14 protein-coding genes are annotated in these 21,769 nt (G+C 49.3%); 10 read left to right on the top strand and 4 right to left on the bottom strand.

Annotation, left to right across the window (positions count from 1 at the left end):
* Positions 1-41 precede the first annotated feature (41 nt).
* A complete protein-coding gene (locus tag ACW9SV_RS07445) occupies positions 42-1,631 on the top strand; it encodes an Ig-like domain-containing protein (RefSeq protein ID WP_479556108.1) in 1,590 nt (529 codons plus the stop codon).
* Positions 1,632-2,200: 569 nt separating this feature from the next.
* Positions 2,201-2,680 carry a hypothetical protein gene (locus ACW9SV_RS07440; protein ID WP_479556107.1) on the top strand — a complete coding sequence of 160 codons (480 nt, stop codon included), beginning with the start codon at positions 2,201-2,203 and terminating at the stop codon, positions 2,678-2,680.
* A gap of 584 nt (positions 2,681-3,264) precedes the next feature.
* Here ACW9SV_RS07440 and ACW9SV_RS07435 read toward each other — a convergent pair.
* Entirely contained in the window at positions 3,265-4,671 is a 1,407-nt protein-coding gene (locus ACW9SV_RS07435) for an inorganic phosphate transporter (protein ID WP_479556106.1), read from the bottom strand.
* A gap of 244 nt (positions 4,672-4,915) precedes the next feature.
* On the opposite strand from ACW9SV_RS07435, the gene ACW9SV_RS07430 reads away from it, so the two are divergent.
* Positions 4,916-6,412, top strand: coding sequence for a glycine--tRNA ligase (locus ACW9SV_RS07430; RefSeq protein WP_479556105.1), 1,497 nt, complete (start codon positions 4,916-4,918; stop codon positions 6,410-6,412).
* Positions 6,413-6,913: 501 nt separating this feature from the next.
* On the opposite strand, the gene ACW9SV_RS07425 is transcribed toward ACW9SV_RS07430, so the two are convergent.
* Positions 6,914-8,023 (bottom strand): dipeptide epimerase, encoded by a 1,110-nt coding sequence (locus ACW9SV_RS07425; RefSeq protein ID WP_479556104.1) that lies wholly within the window; start codon positions 8,021-8,023, stop codon positions 6,914-6,916.
* A gap of 609 nt (positions 8,024-8,632) precedes the next feature.
* On the opposite strand from ACW9SV_RS07425, the gene ileS reads away from it, so the two are divergent.
* Complete coding sequence (gene ileS / locus ACW9SV_RS07420) at positions 8,633-12,193, top strand: isoleucine--tRNA ligase (protein WP_479556516.1); 3,561 nt, start codon at positions 8,633-8,635, stop codon at positions 12,191-12,193.
* A gap of 98 nt (positions 12,194-12,291) precedes the next feature.
* The gene (locus ACW9SV_RS07415; RefSeq protein ID WP_479556103.1) at positions 12,292-12,909 is read left to right on the top strand and encodes a lipoprotein signal peptidase; all 618 of its coding nucleotides are present in this window, start codon (positions 12,292-12,294) and stop codon (positions 12,907-12,909) included.
* Between the two features lie 62 nt (positions 12,910-12,971).
* On the opposite strand, the gene ACW9SV_RS07410 is transcribed toward ACW9SV_RS07415, so the two are convergent.
* Positions 12,972-13,586, bottom strand: a complete 615-nt coding sequence (locus ACW9SV_RS07410; RefSeq protein WP_479556102.1) for a hypothetical protein — start codon at positions 13,584-13,586, stop codon at positions 12,972-12,974.
* A gap of 221 nt (positions 13,587-13,807) precedes the next feature.
* Between ACW9SV_RS07410 and ACW9SV_RS07405 the strand changes: the two genes are divergently transcribed.
* The 5 genes from ACW9SV_RS07405 to ACW9SV_RS07385 all read left to right on the top strand — a co-directional run bounded on the left by ACW9SV_RS07405 (position 13,808) and on the right by ACW9SV_RS07385 (position 20,821).
* Positions 13,808-15,631: an ABC transporter ATP-binding protein gene (locus ACW9SV_RS07405; RefSeq protein WP_479556101.1), complete on the top strand. Its 1,824-nt coding sequence runs from the start codon at positions 13,808-13,810 to the stop codon at positions 15,629-15,631.
* Positions 15,632-15,820: 189 nt separating this feature from the next.
* The gene (gene rnr, locus ACW9SV_RS07400) at positions 15,821-18,166 is read left to right on the top strand and encodes a ribonuclease R (RefSeq protein ID WP_479556100.1); all 2,346 of its coding nucleotides are present in this window, start codon (positions 15,821-15,823) and stop codon (positions 18,164-18,166) included.
* A gap of 181 nt (positions 18,167-18,347) precedes the next feature.
* Positions 18,348-19,322, top strand: a complete 975-nt coding sequence (locus ACW9SV_RS07395) for a polyprenyl synthetase family protein (RefSeq protein ID WP_479556099.1) — start codon at positions 18,348-18,350, stop codon at positions 19,320-19,322.
* A 277-nt stretch (positions 19,323-19,599) separates the two neighbouring features.
* Positions 19,600-20,220, top strand: coding sequence for a rhomboid family intramembrane serine protease (locus ACW9SV_RS07390; RefSeq protein WP_479556098.1), 621 nt, complete (start codon positions 19,600-19,602; stop codon positions 20,218-20,220).
* Positions 20,221-20,320: 100 nt separating this feature from the next.
* Positions 20,321-20,821 carry a fasciclin domain-containing protein gene (locus ACW9SV_RS07385; protein WP_479556097.1) on the top strand — a complete coding sequence of 167 codons (501 nt, stop codon included), beginning with the start codon at positions 20,321-20,323 and terminating at the stop codon, positions 20,819-20,821.
* A gap of 133 nt (positions 20,822-20,954) precedes the next feature.
* Here ACW9SV_RS07385 and ACW9SV_RS07380 read toward each other — a convergent pair whose 3' ends face one another.
* On the bottom strand, positions 20,955-21,758 hold the full coding sequence (locus tag ACW9SV_RS07380) for a DUF4249 domain-containing protein (RefSeq protein ID WP_479556096.1): 804 nt from the start codon (positions 21,756-21,758) through the stop codon (positions 20,955-20,957).
* Between the last annotated feature and the right edge of the window lie 11 nt (positions 21,759-21,769).

Here is a 21,769-nt window from a genome sequence, read left to right as displayed (position 1 = left end):
GCAGTTCACACTGTAAGGTCATTTCCATTTTAAAGCCAAAAATGAAAAAACAGCTTACAAACGCACTCGCAGGGTTAGCCCTGTTCATGAGTGGGTGCGCCAGCATCAGCAGCCCCGAGGGGGGAGCCAAAGATGTTACTCCGCCAAAATTGGTCATGAGCTATCCAAGAGACGGACAAACCAACGTGAAACCAGAGGAGATTATCCTGGAATTTGATGAGACCATTCAAACCGTTGACTTAACCCGGCAGCTCATCATTGCGCCATTAACAGACAACACTTATAAAAGCCGGGTGAAAGATGGCAGGGTAGAACTCACTTTTTCCAAGCCTTGGGAAGAGAATACCACCTACAGCTTAAACTTCAGAAACAGCTTGGCAGACATCACAGAGAAGAACCCAGCCAGAGACGTTGTCATCACTTTTAGTACCGGGCCTTTGCTAGATTCAGGAAGGGTAAGCGGAAGGGCCAACCTAGTTTTTAGCAACACTCCGCCCAAGGAGGTAAACGTGTTGCTCTACCCAGTCACAGACACCTCACAGGTGACCAAAGGCCGCCCGCTGTACGTAACTAATACCGACTCCACGGGAAACTTCGCGTTCAGAAACATCAAGGAAGGCGACTATTTTATCTATGGCCTAACCGAAACGAACAACAACCTGCGGTATGACAACGAGAAAGAATACATCGCCTATACCACAGACACCATTAAAGTAAAGCCGTCTGCCGCCGAGATACAGCTACAGTTGCACACCCAGGACATTACCAGGCCCAAAGTAGTCTCCAGAAGAAGTTTCCTCAACATGTATGAAGTAGAGTACAACGAGGGAATCGCGAAAGCCACGGTAACTGCTCCGGACAAAGATCCCAACATGAGATACCTCATTGCCAATAATGGGAAAACCCTGCGCCTGTTCCCTGGCCGCCCCGATGAGAAGCAATGGCTGGTGGAGGTACAAGACAGCGCCAGCAATGTGAAACTGGATACCGTGGCCGTGCGCCTCAGCGGAAAAGCGGCACCTCGCAGAAACAATAGCTTTATGGTACTTAACGGCTCACCCGTGAAACCCGGCGAGCAGATCAGAGTGCAGTTTGAAGTGCCTACCAAAGTGGTGGACCCAGTGGGTGCCTTCTCCTTTGTACTGGATTCTGCCACCACCGTCACCACCAAAGACACCTCTGATTTCCGGTTTAATCCGGAGACCACCCAGATAACATTCAGACTGCCCCTGGTGGCCAAACAGCAGATTGAAGTGAACATGGATACCACCAAGGTCTTGCCTTACATCGGGGATCCGTATGGCAAAATGCCGCAGAACCTACAGGTAAGTGATAAAGTAGATGCCGGCAGCCTGAAGGTGGTGCTTTCCACCAAACAGAAAAACTTCATTGTGCAGCTCCTTAGCCAGAACGCCGTGGTGCAGGAAACGAAGAACCAAAAAACCATTCTTTGGGATGACCTGAAGCCAGGATCTTACCAAATCAGGATTCTGGTAGACAGCAATGGCAACGGAAAGTGGGACAACGGGCTGTTGAGCGAGCGGAGATTGCCAGAGCCAGTGGTTCTTCCCAAGGAAGTCTGGGAGATCAGGGCTAACTGGGAAATTGAGACCCAAACCATAGAATTCTAGCGTGGAAACCGGGTGGATAACTGTGGACAAGAATCTGGATAAAACCGGCGCAAGTCTGATAATCAGAAAACCCAAAACCAGAATTTCTACGTTCAGAGACCTAATTGTGGGTGAGCGTTCATAAAAACAGAAATCCCGGGAAGTTATGCACGTGAGTATAAACGTTAGGGCTTTTCCCCCGGTTTAAGTGTGAAGAAGTGGAAAGCCCACGTAAGTGCTTGACAGAGACGAAAAAAGAATCCACAGCCGTAGGAGAATAAGTGGGACTACTGAGAGGATATTTCAGAACGCCGGGGAAAACGTGGGGACAAGAAATCTTATCCACTTCTGCACAGCCCTAATGACGAACAAGATTCTTTTTAAGAAAAAATCATTTTATAATAGATATCAAGTTGACTCCGTGGAAAAGTGGGAAAAGCCGAAAAATCAGGAATGAGAAGGGGGAGCTGGGGCGCGGCGCGATTTTTCAGGAAGGGAGCCAAGAGAAGGCCAAATGTGGAAGACCGGCTATTTTTGAGTAGTTTTAGGAAAATAAACCCGGAAACGGAACCATATAACTAATAGAAACTATGGAACAGGACAAAGAACAATTTGACAACGAGATAAAGCTAGGGTACGGAATAGGCGATTTGCACTTCGGGTTGAGCATGGACGACGTAGAGGAGATCATGGGCGAGCCCGAGGAAGTAGAAGAGTCAGACGAGGAAGACGAGTTTGAGCACAAGGCCTGGAACTACTGGGACAGCGGCTTCTCGTTCTACTTTGACAAAGAAGACGACTATCGCCTGAGCTGCATAGAAACCGCCAACCCTAACGTGACTCTGTTTGGGAAGAAGATCTTCGAAATGAGCCAGCAGGAAGTAGAAGACCTGTTCAAGCAGCAAGGCGTGCAGAACGTAGAGAAAGAGAAAATAGAGAACAACGTGACTTGTCTTTCTTACGAGAAGGAAATGATCGACCTGTACTTTGAAGAAGGCAAGCTGTTAGCCGTAAACTTCGGCGTACACATGGACGATAACCTGGAAGTACTTTGGCCAAAACAAGGCTAAGCACTGGTTGAATTCTAGAAAACAGTATCAACTAAACAGAAAGAACCGCCTCAAGCGGTTCTTTCTGTTTTTAAGCCCAAGCTAAGGAGCCGTTTCCATTCTATTTACCTAAAACTAGCCTCAAAAAGCCGGCGGAATTCAATGGCAAGGGCATGCTTATTTCCAAATATTGAATTCTCATGCGGTTCATTTCAGGGGTTCCACGGGCTTTTGCGTGGAACAGCCTTTACGAAGCCCCTGAGAGAGGGCCTTTTTAACGCCACCATGACATCGGCTCACAAATAACGAACTCTGAGGGCTTACACCTACCTGCACCCTCTAAAAGGTCTGTAAACAGCAAAAGGCTTTTCACAATCCTTGATTATACCTCAAGGTGAATAACAGCAAATCTGCAAGCTAGACACAGAACCATTTTCTAGCTGATGAGCCAAAAGGTAGAGAAGGTTTAACCTTCGTTTTTCCAACGTGGGCTTAAAACAACCTAAAAAAAGCATCCCCACTAAAAAACAAACCAAGGCCCTATAAAGCAAAAGAGCCGCCTCATTTCTGAAGCGGCTCTTTTGCTTTATAGTTTAGATTAAGTTCTAGGCAAACATCCAGCGGAAGATCAGGAACAACGTTCCGGAAAGGAACATGGAAACCGGAAGGGTTAATACCCAGGCCAAGGCAATGTTCCGGATGGTGCCGGCATTCAGGTTTTTGATCCCGCGGTTGGCCACCATACTACCGGCAATACCAGAAGAAAGGATGTGGGTGGTACTTACGGGCAGTTTGAACACAAACGTAGAGAAACCAATCACACTGGCAGCCATGAACTCAGCCGAAGCACCCTGCGCGTAGGTAAGGTGTTCCTTTCCAATTTTCTCGCCAATGGTTTTCACAATGCGTTTCCAGCCAATCATGGTACCAATTCCCAAGGAAAGCGCAATCATCATGATCACCCAGTTAGGGGCGTAATCTGTGTAAGAACGCAAGCCGGTTACCCCAGCTTTCAATTGGTCACGGTCACGTTGGCTTAACGTGATGTCTTGGCTTTCCATCAACTTATCAGTGCCTTTGGTGATCAAAAGGATATCACGGCGCAACAGGAAACGGCTGTCTTTAGGTAAAGCTTCGGTAGATGGATTAGCGGTAAGAAGACTTCTCATTTCGCGTGTCTCAGCATTCAGCAGGCTTAACTGCTTGGCATCGGTGGCAGATAAAAGGGTGCTGTCTACCTTGGTCAATACCTGCTCTACTTGGGTAACGGAGCCCAATAAACCAGCCGGATCTTTGTCGCGGTCCAAGGCATAATAAGAAGGAACAATGGCAATCAAAATCAACATTACCAGACCCACGCCTTTCTGGCCGTCGTTGGATCCGTGGAAGAAAGAAACCAGAGTACAAGTGATGATCAGGATGATTCTGATCCAAAGAGGTGGGGCCTTGCGTTTGTGCGGCTCCTTGAAAATGGTCTTGTTTTTCACAAACCGCTTCAAAAGGAACATCAGGAAAACGGTTAAGGTGAAGCCCAGGAAAGGAGACACCAGGAGAGACATACCGGTTTTAGTGGCTTCTGACCAGGCAAAGGTAGCCTCGGTGGTAGAAGGCAGAAGCGAATAGGCGATCCCTAGTCCCAGGATGGAGCCGATTAGCGTATGCGAACTAGAAGAAGGAAGACCGTAGTACCAGGTACCCACGTTCCAGATAATGGCGCTTATCAATAAAGCCGCAATCATGGCAATGCCGTGCCAGACATCTTGGTCAATAAGCGTCTCGATGGGCAGGAGGTACACAATACCCATGGCCACGCCAATTCCACCGGCAAAAACCCCGATGAAGTTCCAGAAGCCAGACCAAACCACGGCGGCCCAGGGGCGAAGGGTGTTAGTGTAGATAACGGTGGCCACGGCGTTGGCCGTATCATGGAAACCGTTCACAAATTCAAATGCACAAGCGGCCAGCAAGCAAATTACCAGCAAGATCAGTAGATCAGTTTCTAATCCGAACATAATATAGTATAGGTGAGAAAAAAGCTGCCAAAAGTAAAGGTTAAAACACCTTCCAATGTTACCGAATTGTTAAGGAATGTTACCTCTACGTATTTTTAGCAAGGCAAAAGTACGAACAAGCCGTTAACTCCCCTTATAATCAGGCATCTTGCCAGAACATTTTCGCCCCAGATGCGGTACTTCTCTAACCAAACCCATCCGGCGTTTTAGAAAAAGTGCCGATGAAACCTCTATATTTGCGGCCATGAGCACAACTGAGAAACCCACAGAAAACGCACAATTAAAAGATATCATCTCGCATGCCAAGGAATACGGCTTCGTATTCCCGTCCAGCGAAATCTATGACGGCCTCCAAGCCGTGTATGATTACGGGCAAAATGGGGTGGAGTTGAAAAACAACCTCAAAACGCTTTGGTGGAAATGCATGACCCAGCTGCACCAGAACGTGGTGGGCATTGATGCCGCCATCTTCATGCACCCCAACACCTGGAAAGCATCGGGCCACGTAGACTCGTTCAACGACCCCATGATTGATAACCTCGACTCTAAGAAGCGCTACCGCGCCGATGTTCTGATCGAGGAAAAAGCTGCCGAGTACGAGAAAGCTGGCGATGTGGAGAAAGCCCAATCGCTGCTGCAGGAAATGGGCCGTTTGCTAGGCGCCGAAGATCTCAAAGGCGTGCAGCAATTGATTATCTCAGAAAACATAAAGTGCCCAATTTCAGGTACTTCTAACTGGACAGAGGTGCGCCAATTCAACCTGATGTTCTCCACACAGGTAGGATCCGTAGCCGAAGACTCCAGCACCATTTATCTACGCCCCGAAACCGCCCAGGGAATCTTCGTGAACTTCCTGAATGTGCAGAAATCGGGTCGTATGAAAGTGCCCTTCGGGATTGCCCAAATAGGCAAAGCGTTCCGGAACGAGATTGTGGCCCGTCAGTTCATCTTCAGAATGCGTGAGTTTGAGCAGATGGAGATGCAGTTCTTCGTACGGCCTGGCACCGAGATGGAATGGTACCAGCATTGGAGAACCATGCGCCGCAACTGGCATGAAGCGCTGGGCGTACCCGCCGAGAAACTTCGTTTCCACGACCACGAGAAACTCGCCCACTACGCCAACGCCGCCGTGGACATCGAGTTCGAGTTCCCGTTCGGTTTCAAAGAAGTAGAAGGCATTCACTCAAGAACTGATTTTGACTTGACGCAGCACCAGAACCTGAGCCGCAAAAAGCAGCAGTACTTTGACAATGACCTGAACGAAGACGGAAAACCTTTCGGGAACTACGTACCATACGTGGTAGAGACCTCCGTAGGTGCCGACCGTCTGTTCCTGATGACGCTCTGCAACGCCTACCAGGAAGAGGAAATCACCGAAGGCGACAACACCAAGACCCGTACCTTCCTGAAGTTCCACCCAGCCATTGCCCCAGTGAAAGCCGCCGTGTTCCCGCTCGTGAAAAAAGACGGCCTGCCTGAGAAAGCCATGCAAATCTTCGATGACCTGAAATTCGATTTCAACATGATCTACGAAGAGCGCGACGCCATCGGAAAACGCTATACCCGCCAGGACCTGATCGGTACCCCTTTCTGTATCGCCGTAGATTACGAGACCCTGGAGAATGACACCGTCACCGTCCGTGACCGCGATAGCCGCGAGCAGAAACGCATGCATATCTCAGAACTTCGCCAGTACATCGGCGATGCTGTGAGTTTCAAGCGCATTTTCGAGAAAATCTAACTTGTGGAAATCTGCTGCTTTCACAAAAGCAGCTTCTAAACTCATAAACACAAAAACGGCCTCTACATTTATGTAGAGGCCGTTTTTGTGTTTGATAAACCAAGATTAAGAAAACACCTGAAAGAGGGTTTTCCACGTGGATGTTTAGGTTTTTCAATGTTTAGAACTTACTCCTTCATTACACACCTATACACAACCTAAATCATGGTTCAAGTCTGTGACTTGGACCTACTATGGTCTGCAGTTTGCAACTGCAGTGAGGCGTAAGCCTCAAGAGTCATTCCTTAACTATATATTGTGGGTGATACAGATAGGTAACGCTGGCGCGAGCCTCCGGTTCATGCCAGCGAGAATGAAAGCTTTGCTTTAGCTGCAGTTACAAACTGCAGGTCATAGTAGGTCCAAGTCACAGACTTGAACCATATAAATTTTTAGTGGAGTCCAGCTATAAATCAAAAGCGTTTCGGTAATGCTTTTACCTAAACATGCCCGAAAAGCTTTTCAATTCTTGAACGAATTACCTAAGGAAAGGAGAGAGGCAAGATCAACTCCATGACCAGCCACTTCAGAACTCAGCGTCAAATTCTCTCCTTCTTGCTGAAAACCTCCAGTGAATGGATGCTCGGCTATAAATAAAGGAGTATCTAAATCTATGTAGTCGAACCTACCGATGCCGGCAGCAAAATGGGCAGAGAAGGTCATGGCTAAAATACTTTCTACCATGCCGCCTATCATTAGACCCAATCCGTGTACCTGTGCCAGGGCTGCCATCTGCAATGCCTCCAGCACACCGCACTTCATCAATTTGATGTTGACAACCGAAGCGCTCTTATCCTGAGCAAGCCTTGCAACATCAGCTGCGCTGCGGGCAGACTCATCGGCGGCGATGGGGAAAGGACGGGTAGTTGCCAACACCGCCAAGTCTTCCCAGTTTTCTCTAGGAAGTGGCTGTTCAAATAAAATAACTGGGATTTTAGCTTCGCTTGCTCTGTGAACAAACGCTTGGGCCCGGGTCAAATCATAACCGCAATTTCCGTCTATAATGAGTTTTGCTCCCGGAGCAGCGTTGTGGATTACCTGAATCCGACGGAAGTCATAATCCACATCCACTCCTTCGGTCTTCACCTTTATAATAGAGAAGCCACGTTCCACGATAGACTTGGCCGAAGCGGCGGCGTGAGCCTCATCACCGGCGGTAATGGTGAGGTCGGTCACCAACTGCGTCTGCACTCCACCAAAGAAAACATACAGCGGCATTTGATAATGTTTGCAGAGCGCGTCCAGAATGGCCATCTCCAATCCGCATCGGGCAGCGGGTGCCTCATGTGCGAGTTTATCTAATTCCTTGGCCAGGGTGCGCCAGTTCTTGACGTCTTTCCCGATGAGGTGTTTTTCCAAATTCTGCAGAACCGCCAAGGTGCTTTCCTGCGTCTCGCCGCTCACCGCTGGGAACGGAGCCGCTTCTCCCAAACCAGTGGTTCCATCTGCCAACTGCACTTGCACCACCACATTCTCCACCTGGTACTGCGTGCCGGTGGCAATGGCGAAAGGTTCTATCAGAGGCAAGTTCAACGGTTGATAACTCACCGAGGTGATTTGGGTAGAATGCATGCTATTTTGTTTATAGGTATACAGGCAAAGAAACAAAGAAAGGGAATGTGGCAGATAAGAAAACTGTGAATTAAATCAGCTAAGGCAGAAATCTAATAAGATATCCTGTGAAAAACTGCATTTTGTGTTTCTAGCTTGATTTCAGAAAATAAACCCTAAAACGAGGAGTTTTCAACGGTGTCTATTTCTGCTCTTCTTTAGTTGTGCTTAGAGTTAGAGTCAGTGCTTTACGTACCAATGGACAGCCAATCTCCTGATTGGCGAAATGGGAAGACCATTGGCACAGACGCTCGCAGGACCTCCGGACATTACGAGGTCTTTTGAATAGGTGGTATAGCGGTAACACAGAAAACCATAATCCATGAGCAGTCTTCAAGGAATTTCAATTTAGGGTCTATTTTTGAAGAACTGAGCCACAACTGAAAAAAGGCTAGGATTCCCTACACAAGATATTTATTGTTTAACTTTGCTTAATTGAGCAAGGCGAAGTACATGAAATGTAGTTCGCTTCGTAAGGATTTTAACTGCATTGGGTTTGAGGAACACGTTTACAAAAAACAATGCAGTTTAGAAATTGAAGAACACCTACCACATCCTACAGACAAAAAGGTGAAGTACAACGAGTATAAGCAATTAGACTATGCGGGTCTGGCCGAAGAGGTGAGAGCCTACTGGAAAGAGAACCGCATCTTTGAAAAATCGGTGGAGACCCGGGCGGGTCAGCCCACCTTCGTGTTTTATGAGGGACCACCCTCGGCCAATGGCGCACCGGGTATTCACCACGTGATGGCCCGCGCCGTGAAAGACATTTTCTGCCGCTACAAAACCTTGCAGGGATTTCAGGTAGTGCGCAAAGGCGGATGGGATACCCACGGGTTGCCTATTGAGCTGCAGGTAGAGAAAGAACTCGGCATTATCAAAGATGACATCGGGAAGACCATCTCGGTGGAGGAGTACAATGCCCGTTGCCGCGAGACCGTGATGCGCTTCAAGCATCAGTGGGATGACCTTACTGAGCGCATGGGTTACTGGGTAGACCTGGACAAACCGTACATCACCTTTGACAACCAATACATAGAATCCAATTGGGCCCTGCTCCGGAAACTCTATGACAAAGGCTACCTCTACAAAGGCTACACCATTCAGCCGTACTCGCCTTCCGATGGCACCGGACTCAGCTCTCACGAGTTGAACCAGCCGGGCTGCTACAAGGAAGTGAAGGATACGTCCATCGTGGCGCAGTTCAAGGTCATCAGAGATTCAAAGTCAGATTTTCTTTTCTCTGGGTCTAACGATGGTGTCTACATCCTGGCCTGGACCACCACGCCTTGGACCTTGCCTTCCAACACCTCTTTGGCCGTTGGCGACAAGATTACCTATGTGCAGATAAATACCTTCAACCCGTACACCCATAAACCTGTGAGTGTGGTGCTGGCGAAAGCGCTGGTTGGAAAGTATTTTTCAGACAAGAACAAAGACCTGCAGCTCTCTGACTACAAACCCGGCGATAAGGCAATCCCGTTTGAGATTGTGCAGGAGTTCACGGGCAAGCAATTAGTAGGACTTCGGTACGAGCAACTGATGCCGTATCTGCAGCCGTTCTACGATGCAGACAAAGCGTTCCAGGTGGTGGCCGGAGATTTCGTGACCACCGAAGATGGTACCGGCGTGGTGCATACGTCCCCAACCTTCGGGGCCGATGACTTCCGGGTAGCCAAACAGCACGGCATCCCAGCCCTGACCATCAAAGATGAGTTGGGTAATGAGCTCCCTACTGTTGACAGGAGAGGAAAGTTCATTGATGAGATTGGGGTAAGGTTGCAGGAAGGCGTTGCGAAGTATAACATCAAAACCCATAAGCCGCTTGGGCCCGATGACTTCTATGTAAAGAATTACACGAATGAAGATGAAAGCCATCCGGATTATAAAACCACGGATGTCATCATTTCCATCATCCTGAAGGAAGAGAACAAAGCCTTCAAGGTGGAGAAGTACGAGCACACGTACCCGCACTCGTGGCGCACCGATAAACCGATTCTGTATTATCCGTTGGATGCTTGGTTCATCAAAACCACCGCAGTGAAGCAGCGGTTAATTGACCTGAACAAGACTATCAACTGGAAACCTGAATCAACCGGCTCGGGCCGTTTTGGGAACTGGCTGGAGAACCTGGTGGACTGGAACCTGTCGCGCTCACGCTACTGGGGAACGCCGCTGCCTATCTGGCGCACCGAAGAAGGCGACGAGGAAATCTGCATCGGCTCGGTAGCTGAGCTGGACCGCGAGATTAAGCGCAGCATCAAGGCTGGGGTAATGACCGAGAACCCACTGCGTCAAGCCAAGAAGACAACCGAGAAATTAACCGGAACTCCGGAGGAACACCAAACCAATACCCTGCTGGAATTTGCCGGCGAGTTTGCGCTGAGCCCAACCGGTACTGAGGAGCCTCGGTCAGAGTTAGGGATCACTGATTTCAACTACGAAGGCTTTGACCTGCACCGTCCGTACGTAGACAACATCATCTTGGTGAGCCCGAGCGGCAAACCCATGAAGCGCGAGACCGACCTCATTGACGTGTGGTTTGACTCCGGCGCCATGCCGTACGCCCAGTGGCACTACCCATTTGAGAACAAAGATAAGTTTGACGCCAACTTCCCGGCCGACTTCATCGCCGAGGGCGTGGACCAGACCCGTGGTTGGTTTTTCACCCTGCACGCGTTGGCCGTGATGCTGGAAGACAGCGTGGCGTTCAAGAACGTCATCGCAAACGGCCTGGTGCTGGACAAGAACGGAAACAAGATGAGCAAGCGCCTCGGCAACGCCGTGGATCCGTTTGAGACCATCGGCCGATTTGGTCCTGATGCCACCCGTTGGTACATGATTGTGAACGCGCCACCTTGGGATAACCTCAAGTTCAACTTGGACGGTATCACCGAAGTGCAGCGCCGTTTCTTCGGCACGTTACAGAACACGTACTCGTTCTTTGCGTTGTATGCCAACCTGGACGGTTTCACGTTTGAAGGCGCAGAAGTACCCGTAGCCCAGCGCACCGAAAGTGACCGTTGGATTATCTCTCGTTTGAACACGTTAGTAAAAGAAGTGGCCGGCTACTTTGACGATTACGACCCAACCAAAGCAGCGCGCGCCATCCAGGATTTTGTGGCCGATGAGCTGAGCAACTGGTACGTGCGCCTGAACCGCAAACGTTTCTGGAAAGGCGAACTGAACCAGGACAAACAAGCGGCTTATCAAACGCTGTACACGTGCTTGGAGACCGTAGCCAAGTTGGCTTCGCCGATTGCACCGTTCTACATGGACCGCCTGTTCCTGGACTTGAATCTGGTGAGTGGCCGCAGCAAAGCGGAGTCTATCCACTTGGAATCATTCCCGGAGGTGCAGACAGACCTGATTGATGTAGACTTGGAGCAGCGCATGCAGTTGGCGCAAAGTGTTTCTTCTTTGGTGCACTCGCTGCGCAAGAAGCACATGATCAAAGTGCGTCAGCCGCTGGGCCGTATCTTGATTCCGATCTTAGATGAGAAGATGAAGACCCAACTGCAAGCCGTGGAAGACCTGATTCTTTCTGAGGTGAACGTGAAGAGCTTGGAGTACCTGGAAGACACCACCGGCATTCTGGTGAAGAAAATCAAGCCTAACTTCAAACGTCTGGGCCAGGTATTCGGACCTAAGCTGAAGTTGGTGGCCGCCCAAATCCAGCAGATGGGTCAAGAAGATATCGCCAAAATGGAGCGCGAAGGCTTTTTCGAGATTCCGGTGGAGGATGACACTACTGTGCTGAGCCGTGAAGACGTGGAGATCATGTCTGAGGACATACCGGGTTGGCTGGTGGCATCGGAAGGTGCGTTGACGGTGGCCCTGGACATCACCATCACCGAAGAGCTTCGTCTGGAAGGTATCGCCCGTGAATTGGTAAACCGTCTGCAGAACCTGCGCAAAGACAGCGGTCTGGATGTGCAGGACAAGATCAGGGTGTTCCTGCAAGATGGCAATGAAGAAGTGGCTGCGGCCGTTCAAGCTTTTGGAGGCTATATCTCCGAAGAGGTACAAGCGGTGGAGCTGGCGTTGGTACTTTCGCTTGCCGACGCAGAAGCCACCGTGCTGGACATGGAAGGTTTCAGTTTGCCAGTACGTTTAGAAGTAGCTCGGTAGGTTTCTTCAGAAACTGGATTAAAAAGGAAGATTGAACACCTGCTGTTTTAAGCTACTTTTCAGAAAAAGAGCTTGAAACAGCAGGTAAAACCATACTCATGAAGTACACGAAATATTACCTGATTGCCTTGCTGGTAATCGCCATTGACCAGGCTGTAAAAATGCTGGTGCACAACAACATGCAAATGGGCATGCCCGGGCAGATACCGGTTTTCGGGGATTGGTTTAAGTTGCATTACACCCTGAACCCAGGCATGGCCTTTGGCGTGGAACTAGGCTCGGCATATGGCAAAATTATCCTGACCGTCTTCCGGATGGTGGCCATGGTAGCCATTGGGTATTTAGTGTACTACCTGGTAAAGAACCAGTATCATTCGGGTTTGGTATGGTGCGTAGGTTTAATTCTAGGCGGTGCTATCGGAAACCTGATTGACAGTGTTTTCTATGGGGTACTCCTAGACAACGCGCCTTATGGCGTTAGCACTCCCTGGTTGCACGGTCAGGTAATTGATATGTTCTACATTGACATATGGGAGGGCATTCTACCGCATTGGGTTCCAATCATCGGGGGTACACCGATGTCTTTGTGGCCTATCTTCAACGTGGCAGACGCGGCCATCTTCCTGGGTGTTCTGATTATCATCTTCAACCAGAACCGGTTCCTGAACCAACCACCCGCCAAAGAAAAGCACGAAATCAATATAGTAGAGGCATAAAAGAAGAGGGCTGTCTTTCTTAGACAGCCCTCTTCTTTTATAAGTGGTTTTTGGGAAAAGCCTTAAAACGAGTAGCCCATGTTCAAACCTACGGCAAAGATGGAAGTGCCTTTGTTGTAAAAATATCCAGAGGCTCGCACGCCAAAAAACAGACGGTTGTCATTGAAGAAGTCTGTTTCCAGAACGGCCTTTCCGCCAAAATCCCTTTCCCTGACATGCACAAATACTTCATCGGGGTTTCTGCCCGGAGTAGTGGTGGAGCCTTCAGGGACTTCTCCTTTTGTTAAGTCTAACTCTGAGCGTCTACGTATAGCGGGTCCGGCGCCAAATTTGATGGTGTATCTTTCCGTTTCAACAAGATCATAGAAGAAAGAAGCATCAAACATCACAAATGCTTTTCTGGAAGTAAAAAGCTGTATCTGCTTGTCATACCTGGAAGAGCTCAGATACTCGCCAGAAACGGTAAAATGTAAGTGGTCTGTGAGCTCACGGGTATATTGCTGGGAGAACAAAGCACCACTGTTGTTGTCATCCAGAATGTAGGCAAAGCCAACTCCCGTCCGGAAATGGTTTGGATAACGGTGCTGCGCAAAAGCTCCCTGAAAAGTAAAAAGAAGAAAGAACCCTGCTAAAATGCCTTTGAGCATACGGTTGCTTAGATAGTTAACGTGTTTCATATAAACGGCTATAAAAAGAGAAGACGGGATTATGGGCAAAATGTATTGTGAATACTTAGGTTTAATTATTTAAGTTGTGTCCTTAAATAAATTTTCCGCTATATAGAAACGAGGCCTACCTTTTTGACGTTGGCCAGCCCCTCTTACCAACTTGAAATCGGAAAAAAGAAGGAGAGTAAACACCTTCAAATTCCGCTTAGATTCTCTGCAACCTAGATTACATGGCTCCATCAATTCCTTTGCTACAGGTAAATCACTTGAACTTAAGCTTCCAGACGCAGGCGGGAGAGATGCACGCTGTAAAAGATGTTTCTTTTGAGATAAGGAAGGGAGAAGCCGTCGCGATAGTGGGGGAGTCGGGATCGGGAAAAACGGTGACGGCGCTGGCACTCATGCAGCTGTTGCCCAACGCCGGTGTCTCTATTTCAGGGTCGGCAGTCTTTAGCTCCCCTAAGCTAGACACCATTGATTTGCTTTCTCTTTCTGAAAAGCAGCTGCAAAACGTAAGAGGCAAGGAGATATCCATGATTTTCCAGGATCCTTCGTCTTCTTTGAACCCTGTAATCTCCTGTGGAAAACAGGTGGCAGAGGCATTGCTCATCCACTTGCCTATTTCCAAAAAAGAGGCGTATGCCCGCACTATCGCGCTTTTTAAGTTAGTGCAGCTCACTGAGCCCGAACGAATTTTCAGGAGTTACCCACACGAACTTTCCGGAGGACAGAAGCAGCGCGTCATGATCGCGATGGGCATGGCTTGTGAACCGTCCCTGATGATCGCCGATGAGCCTACCACCGCGTTGGATGTAACGGTTCAAGCCAGTATCCTGCAACTGTTGAACGAACTGCGGCTGAAAAAAGAGATGGCCATGCTGTTCATCTCGCATGACCTAAGTGTGGTAGCCGAAGTAGCAGATCGAATCTTAGTCATGTACCAGGGGCGCGTGGTAGAAGGGGGGACGGTCATGCAGATTTTCACCAATCCCAAGCATCCTTATACCAAAGCCTTGCTCGCCTGCCGGCCTACCCTAAAGACGCAGTTTACGGTTCTTCCTACTATATCAGACTTTATGGCTGCGCCGGAGAAAGAGGGCCCAAAGCAGAACGTTCCTTCTTCCAATGACGCCGCGCATCCAGTGGATAAAGAGAGAAGAAGAGACCAGAATATTTTGAAAAAACCTGATGAGAATAGCTCTCCAGAACCCCTCTTACAGGTGCAGGATATCTACGTGGAATTTACCCGAAGTAATATGTTCTTCTGGCAGAAAAAAGAAGCTATACAGGCAGTAAACGGAGTTTCTCTTGATGTTTTCTTCGGAGAGACGCTAGGCATTGTAGGTGAATCTGGCTGTGGAAAAACCACTTTGGGTAGGGCCTTGCTGCGGTTGATAGAACCAACAGCCGGTAAGGTGATTTTCAACAGCAAAGATTGGTCAACTTTGCCTAAAGAAGAACTTAGAAAGAGCCGGAAAGACTTTCAGATGATCTTCCAAAATCCCTTGGCTTCGCTTAACCCGTTGATGAAAATAGGGGAGGCTATCATGGAACCCATGCAAGTGCATCAGGTGTTACATAGTCGTCAGGAAAGGAAAAGACGAGCCTTAGAGTTACTGGAAACCGTCAACCTGTTACCTGAGCATTTTCACCGTTATCCCCATGAATTTTCCGGCGGCCAACTACAGCGTATCTGCATTGCCAGAGCGTTGGCGCTGGAACCCACGTGTATCATCTGTGATGAGATTGTTTCTTCGCTAGACGTGTCGGTGCAGGCACAGGTCTTGAACCTGCTGAACCGCCTGAAACGCGAATTAAATCTCACACTGCTCTTTATCACCCATGACCTGTCTGTGGCCAAGTTCATGTCTGATCGCCTGTTGGTGATGGACAAAGGCCAAATTGTAGAGCAAGGCCCCGCGCAGCAAATTTTCTCCTCTCCCCAGCAGCCTTACACTAAAGCATTGCTTCAGGCTATCCCTGCCCAAGAGTTGGAAGACATTTTAGCTGTGCAGGAGAAACGAAATGCGTACAAAGCAAGTATAGACGAATAGGTATATTTGCAAAGCATTCCTTAGCAGCGTGTTTTTTACCTTGTTCTCTGAAATCAGTACAAAAACAGGAGTAGTACAACGGCTTTCCCTCGTAGAAAGGAAAGCAGAAAAGAATAACACCGCAGAAATAAAAACTGCAGCCGGCTTCTGGTTTGTAAACCAGAAGCCGGGAACAATTGAAAGAAATTAATGGAAAGAAAAAGAAGAGGCCCGGGTGCCGGTAGAGATTCTGCCCCGCGGTCTAGCAATACCAGAAAAGATAAAGGCGCCCCCCGCCGTGAAAGAGGGGATACTTCAGGAAGACGTAGTGGCCGTGGCCAAAACGCTGGTGAAGTGTCAAGAGAAGTACTGTTAAATATCTTCAGCCAAGAGCCTAAGAAGGTATTCACGTATCGTCAGCTGCATCGCCGGTTGGGGGTGACCGCTAAAGAAGGTCGTGAGGAAGTATCGGGCTTGTTGAAGAAGATGAGCAAGAACGGCGAACTGATCTTCCTGCCAGATGATTCCTATATCCTAAACCCAGAGTACAGAGGCCAGAGCGAACGGAGCTTTGACCGCCCTGAACGCGGTAGCCGCAGAGATTCTGAGCGTAGCGCAACTGTGTCGCGTAGAGGAGGCCCTACCATTATAGGCAAAGTGGATCTGGCCAATGCCCGTCATGCCTATATCGTGAGCGAAGAAAGCGAGCAAGACATCCGCGTACCGGTAGAGCGGCTCATGTTTGCTATGGACGGTGATACCGTACGCGTGCAGCTGCGCAGAAGCCGCCGGGCCAATGAACGTCCCGAGGGCGAGGTGGTAGAGGTGATCAAACGCGAGCGCGAAGAAGTGGTAGGCCGATTGGAGATGTCCAAGGGCTACGGCTTTGTAGTGCCTGACATGAAACGCATGTACTTTGACGTATTTGTGGGCGAGCGCGGCTTAGCCGATGCCAACCACGGCGACAAGGTGTTGGTGAAAATCACCGAGTGGCCAGAAGATCCGCAGAAAAGCCCTACAGGCGAAATCACCCGTGTCTTTGGGCCAGCCGGTGAGCACAACGCCGAGATCCACGCCATCATGGCCGAGTTTGGGTTACCGTTCGAATTCCCAGAATCAGTGGAGAAGGAGGCCAATGCCATTCCAGAGGAAATCACCCAGGAAGAAATTGCCAAACGCCGCGACTTCAGAGACATTACAACGTTCACCATTGACCCTGCCGATGCCAAAGACTTTGACGATGCGCTCAGCGTACGCCAACTGGAGAACGGCAATTGGGAGATAGGCGTGCACATCGCCGATGTGACCCACTACGTGCAGCCAGAAAGCAAACTGGAGAAAGAAGCCTACCGCCGGGCCACTTCGGTGTATTTGGTAGACCGTACCATCCCCATGTTACCAGAACGCTTGTCCAATGGACTGTGCTCTTTGCGGCCGCACGAAGACAAACTCACGTTCTCGGTGGTGTTTGAGATTGATGACAACGCCAAGATCCATGATTACTGGATTGGCCGCACCATCATCCACTCAGATCGTAGGTTTGCCTACGAAGAAGCCCAGGAGGTAATTGAGGCCGGTGAGGGTGACTTTGCGCAGGAAATCTTAAAGCTGAACGAATTGGCCAAGAAGTTTAAAGACATCCGCTTCAAAAACGGGGCAGTGAACTTTGAGACCATTGAAGTAAAATTCAAGCTGGACGAGAACGGCAAACCGCTGCACCTGTACGTGAAAGAGCGGAAAGACGCGCACAAACTCATTGAAGAGTTCATGCTGTTGGCCAACAAGTACGTAGCCGAGCACGTGTACAAGCAACGCAGAGGCAAAAACAAACTGCCTATGGTGTACCGTACCCACGGTGCCCCAGACCCAGAGAAACTCATGAACTTCTCTATGTTTGCGCGTAGGTTTGGCTACAAGGTAGACTTAGAGGAAGGGCGCGACATCTCCAAAGAGCTGAACAAACTGGCAGACCAGACCTTGGGCAAGCCCGAGCAAAGTGTATTGCAGAGTTTGGCTATCAGAACTATGGCCAAAGCCAAGTACAGCACCGAGGAGGAAGGACACTTTGGTCTGGCGTTCGCGCACTACTCGCACTTTACCTCGCCCATTAGAAGGTACCCAGATATGATGGCGCACCGGTTAATTCACCAGTATAGCCAGAAAGACTTTACCGCCGAGAAGGAGGAGTTTGAAGAGCGTAGCCTTCACTCCTCAGACATGGAGAAACGCGCCGCCGATGCGGAACGGGCCTCCATCAAGTTCAAGCAGGTAGAGTATATCAGTGGCTTTATTGGGCAACAGTTCAAAGGCATTGTCTCCGGGTTAACAGATTGGGGCATGTACGTAGAAATTGAGGAGAACAAATGCGAGGGCATGGTACGCCTGGCAGACTTGCAAGACGATTTCTACGAACTGGATGCGGCCAACTACCGTATCATTGGTCAGAACAACAAACGCATTATCTCGTTTGGCGATGAGGTGATGGTGGAAGTGAAGGCTGCCAATGTACTGGAGCGTACCATTGACTTGATTTTGATTGATACCGTGAAAAAGTAAATTTCTTCTGAAAAGCGTTTTTGGCCTCCATTCACAAAAAGGGACCAGAAACGCTTTTTTAACTTACCTATAAAAACTAAAATGCGGTTTCTTTATTTTACTGTAGCTTTGACGGTAAGTAAGGAAACCGCATTTTCATCTAATTTAAGGTCTTTTGCCTAGTAGCTTAAAAAAAACTCCTGTGGATATCTCACAATTCTCGGAACGCATAAACCAGAAGCTGTCCACGCTGCAATACGGGCAGACACCGGATGAGCTGTACATGCCCATCCGGTACATGATGGAACTGGGAGGGAAAAGGGTACGTCCGCTGTTGACGGTATTAGGCGCCTACCTCTTTCATGACGATGTGGAGAAAGCCATCATGCCCGCCATTGGGGTAGAGGTATTCCACAACTTCACGCTCATGCATGATGACATCATGGACAACGCCCCGCTCCGCCGAGGCCAGGCCACCGTGCACGAGAAGTGGAACACCAGCACCGCTATTTTAAGCGGAGACGTGATGCTGGTACGGGCTTATGAGTGCTTTTTAGGAATTGAGCCCCAAAAACTACCCACCGCCTTGAAGCTATTCAGTACCTGCGCCGCCGAAGTCTGCGAGGGCCAGCAACTGGACATGAACTTTGAGACCCGGCAAGACGTGCAAATCCAGGAGTACCTGAACATGATCCGGTTGAAGACAGCCGTTCTGCTGGGCTTTAGTCTGGAACTGGGCGCGCTGCTGAACAACGCGGCCTCAGAAGATGCCAAACACCTCAAAGAGTTCGGGATTAACATGGGCATTGCCTTCCAGCTTAGGGATGACCTTCTGGATGTGTACGGTGACCAGGCTAAATTTGGGAAACGAGTAGGCGGCGACATTGTCTCGGACAAGAAAACGTATCTGCTCCTGAAAGCACTGGAACGCTGCTCGGCCACCCAGCGCAAAGAGCTGAAGAAATGGGAAGGCCCCGCCACCAACGGACAGGAAAAACAGAAAGTGGAGGCGGTAAAAGCCATCTATGACGAACTGGATATCCAGGGCACTACCCATAACCAAATCAACCATTACTTCCAGAAAGCGCTACACCATCTAAACGAAGTCAACGCCCTGAACAGCAAGAAAGAGTTGCTACGGCAGTTGGCCATTCAGTTGATTGAGCGCGATAACTAGGATACCTGCGCAAACGGAAGCAAAAGTGTGCGTTAGAACTGCGTGCAAGCCTTTACTTTATAGCAAGAAAGAAGGCTACCGTTTGCAACATGTTTTACAAAAAGAAGGCCTGAAACAGTTTTGTTCTTCAGCTTTCCTGCGCCATAGCGGTTATGCACCGCCGGTATCTTGCCCCAAAAATCGGCAGAGCTTTATTCGGCTTTACCACACTGAGAATATAAACCAGGTTTTGCTACCTTATAGCTTTCTCTGAAGCACTTATTATCTTGAACTCCCTATGCCCATCAGTATAACCTTCATCATCATTGCCATCACCGTCCTTGCTTCTTTGTTTGCCTGGCAAAACCAGAACCTGATGGAGAACTGGGTGCATCACCCCCAATCTGTAGCCCGCAACAATGAGTGGTGGCGCCTATTGACCTCGGGCTTTCTGCACGCCGATTTCATGCACCTTTTCTTCAATATGTTTTCGCTGTACTTTTTTGGGGGCGAGGTGGAAAGACAATTCATTGGGGCTTTTGGCTTTACTACCGGTGCGGCTTTCTATGTGTTGCTCTACCTGGTGGCCATCATCGTGTCAGACTTGCCTACGTACTTCAAGCATAAGAATGACAGCCGGTACTATTCTCTAGGCGCTTCGGGCGGCGTGGCGGCCGTGATCTTTGCGAGCATCTACTTCAATCCGTTAACGGAGATGATCATCTTCCCGATTCCTATTCCTATCAAAGGATACATCTTTGGGGCGCTTTATCTGTTCTACTCCTATTACCTGAGCAAAAGGGGCAATGACGGCATCAACCACAGCGCGCACTTCTATGGGGCAGCTTTCGGGTTTGTTATGAGCGTAATCCTGGTGCCAGGTCAAGTGCAATATTTCATACAGGCCATCATAGGCTAAGTACATTTTGTACTTTCCCCTGCAACAGGACGTAGACTTTTCTTTCTGATTCACGTATACTATTGTAATACAGTGATTTTAGGGGAAGGAGGGTAGAAGCATGTTGAACCTTACAAAGATTTTTCTGGTAGTCTGCCTTTGCCTGGGTTTGCAGGCAAACAGCACCGCTCAGTCATTAATGGCCCAGATGGCTTCTGCCTCTAAAGTAGCCCAGGTAAGTTTGGGAGAAGGCATAGCCCAACAAGACCAGGTGCTGTTAGACATGGTCACTAAAGCAGGCCTGATGCCTGTGTTGTCCAATGGCGAAGAGCATACCTTCTTTGCACCCTCAGCCCAGGCACTAGCACAGCACAAAAACGATTCACCAGAGCAGCTGCGGGCTTTTCTGGAACAGCATATCGTGAAAGGGAATCTCACCACCAATGATCTTCGGGATGGGGCCGATCTCAAGTCGTTGAACGGAAACAACCTGCGCATCTGCCGCAAGAAAGGATCCCTTCTGGTAAGCGGCGTACGTCTTCTTAAATCAGATCAGTTATATATGAATGGGGTATGGCACCAATTGAGCGGAGCCTTCCAGCCCAGTGCCTCTACCTTATAGAAACGGCACGTGTGAATGCAAAAAGGTCTGTCCCTAGTAGGGAACAGACCTTTTTGTTTTATAGCCGGTAACAGGAGGTGTTTTCAGCCTGACATTCAGAAACCAGCCCTGAAACAGACCAGTAGCCTGATGCTTACCGGATATTATCTGCCTCTACCTTGCGTTCAATGCTGGAAACCGCCGATGCCCCGAAGTACCCAATGGCACCGTTGCTGATGTTGCTTGGGGCATTGGCCGGTGGGGCATCAAACGGACCGCCGGTGTAATACTGCATGCGCGACAGCACCCGGAAGAACTCGTACCCGGGTCGGTCCAGCGAGAGCATTTCCACTTTCATCACGTCACCTTCCTGCAGTTCAATACCAATCTCGGGGTCGCCGTAGTTGCCGTCGTATAGATCATCGTTGATGGCTACTATTTCTTTGTCGCGCTCGCCGTTCACGTAGATGTTGAATTTATAAAGATCGCCTTTGCCGGCCGGTTCCCGGAAAAAGATGGTGCCGTAGTAGCCCTCTTCTACCTGAGCGTTGCCTTCTTTGAAATGGTAGGTGAGAGAATCAAGGGTGCTCACGGGTTTCAGGAAGCTGCTGGCGGTGTATTCCTGTCCGTTCAGTTGCACGTTGAGGTAGTACGTGTTGCCGCGTTTGCCTTGCAGTTGACTGGTTTGGTACAGGCCGTTGCCTTTGGCTTGCAGGATTTCCTCAAAGCCCTCGCTGTCTTTGATACGCACCACGGCGTTTTCTAGCCCGGCGGCCGGACCTTGGTTCAGGTAGCCTTTTGAGGTAGAGATGCGCACGGTGTAAGGACCCGGCTGATCGGTTACTAAGCCTTCTATGACCACTTTGGCGGCGTCTTCGGGTAAATCATAGTCAATGACTTCCTCGCAGCTGCTGAACAAAAGCAGAGAGGAAAACAGGGAAAACAAATATTTTTTCATGATCTATTCTG

The organism is Rufibacter sp. JT20002, from assembly GCF_056491185.1.
This window is presented reverse-complemented; position numbering and strand designations above follow the sequence as displayed.

Excerpts from the sequence above, each read along its gene's own strand:
- ACW9SV_RS07445 (WP_479556108.1), top strand. The coding sequence starts at position 42 with ATGAAAAAACAGCTTACAAACGCACTCGCAGGGTTAGCCCTGTTCATG.
- ACW9SV_RS07440 (WP_479556107.1), top strand. The coding sequence starts at position 2,201 with ATGGAACAGGACAAAGAACAATTTGACAACGAGATAAAGCTAGGGTAC.
- ACW9SV_RS07435 (WP_479556106.1), bottom strand. The coding sequence starts at position 4,671 with ATGTTCGGATTAGAAACTGATCTACTGATCTTGCTGGTAATTTGCTTG.
- ACW9SV_RS07430 (WP_479556105.1), top strand. The coding sequence starts at position 4,916 with ATGAGCACAACTGAGAAACCCACAGAAAACGCACAATTAAAAGATATC.
- ACW9SV_RS07425 (WP_479556104.1), bottom strand. The coding sequence starts at position 8,023 with ATGCATTCTACCCAAATCACCTCGGTGAGTTATCAACCGTTGAACTTG.
- ACW9SV_RS07415 (WP_479556103.1), top strand. The coding sequence starts at position 12,292 with ATGAAGTACACGAAATATTACCTGATTGCCTTGCTGGTAATCGCCATT.
- ACW9SV_RS07410 (WP_479556102.1), bottom strand. The coding sequence starts at position 13,586 with ATGAAACACGTTAACTATCTAAGCAACCGTATGCTCAAAGGCATTTTA.
- ACW9SV_RS07405 (WP_479556101.1), top strand. The coding sequence starts at position 13,808 with ATGGCTCCATCAATTCCTTTGCTACAGGTAAATCACTTGAACTTAAGC.
- rnr (WP_479556100.1), top strand. The coding sequence starts at position 15,821 with ATGGAAAGAAAAAGAAGAGGCCCGGGTGCCGGTAGAGATTCTGCCCCG.
- ACW9SV_RS07390 (WP_479556098.1), top strand. The coding sequence starts at position 19,600 with ATGCCCATCAGTATAACCTTCATCATCATTGCCATCACCGTCCTTGCT.
- ACW9SV_RS07385 (WP_479556097.1), top strand. The coding sequence starts at position 20,321 with ATGTTGAACCTTACAAAGATTTTTCTGGTAGTCTGCCTTTGCCTGGGT.
- ACW9SV_RS07380 (WP_479556096.1), bottom strand. The coding sequence starts at position 21,758 with ATGAAAAAATATTTGTTTTCCCTGTTTTCCTCTCTGCTTTTGTTCAGC.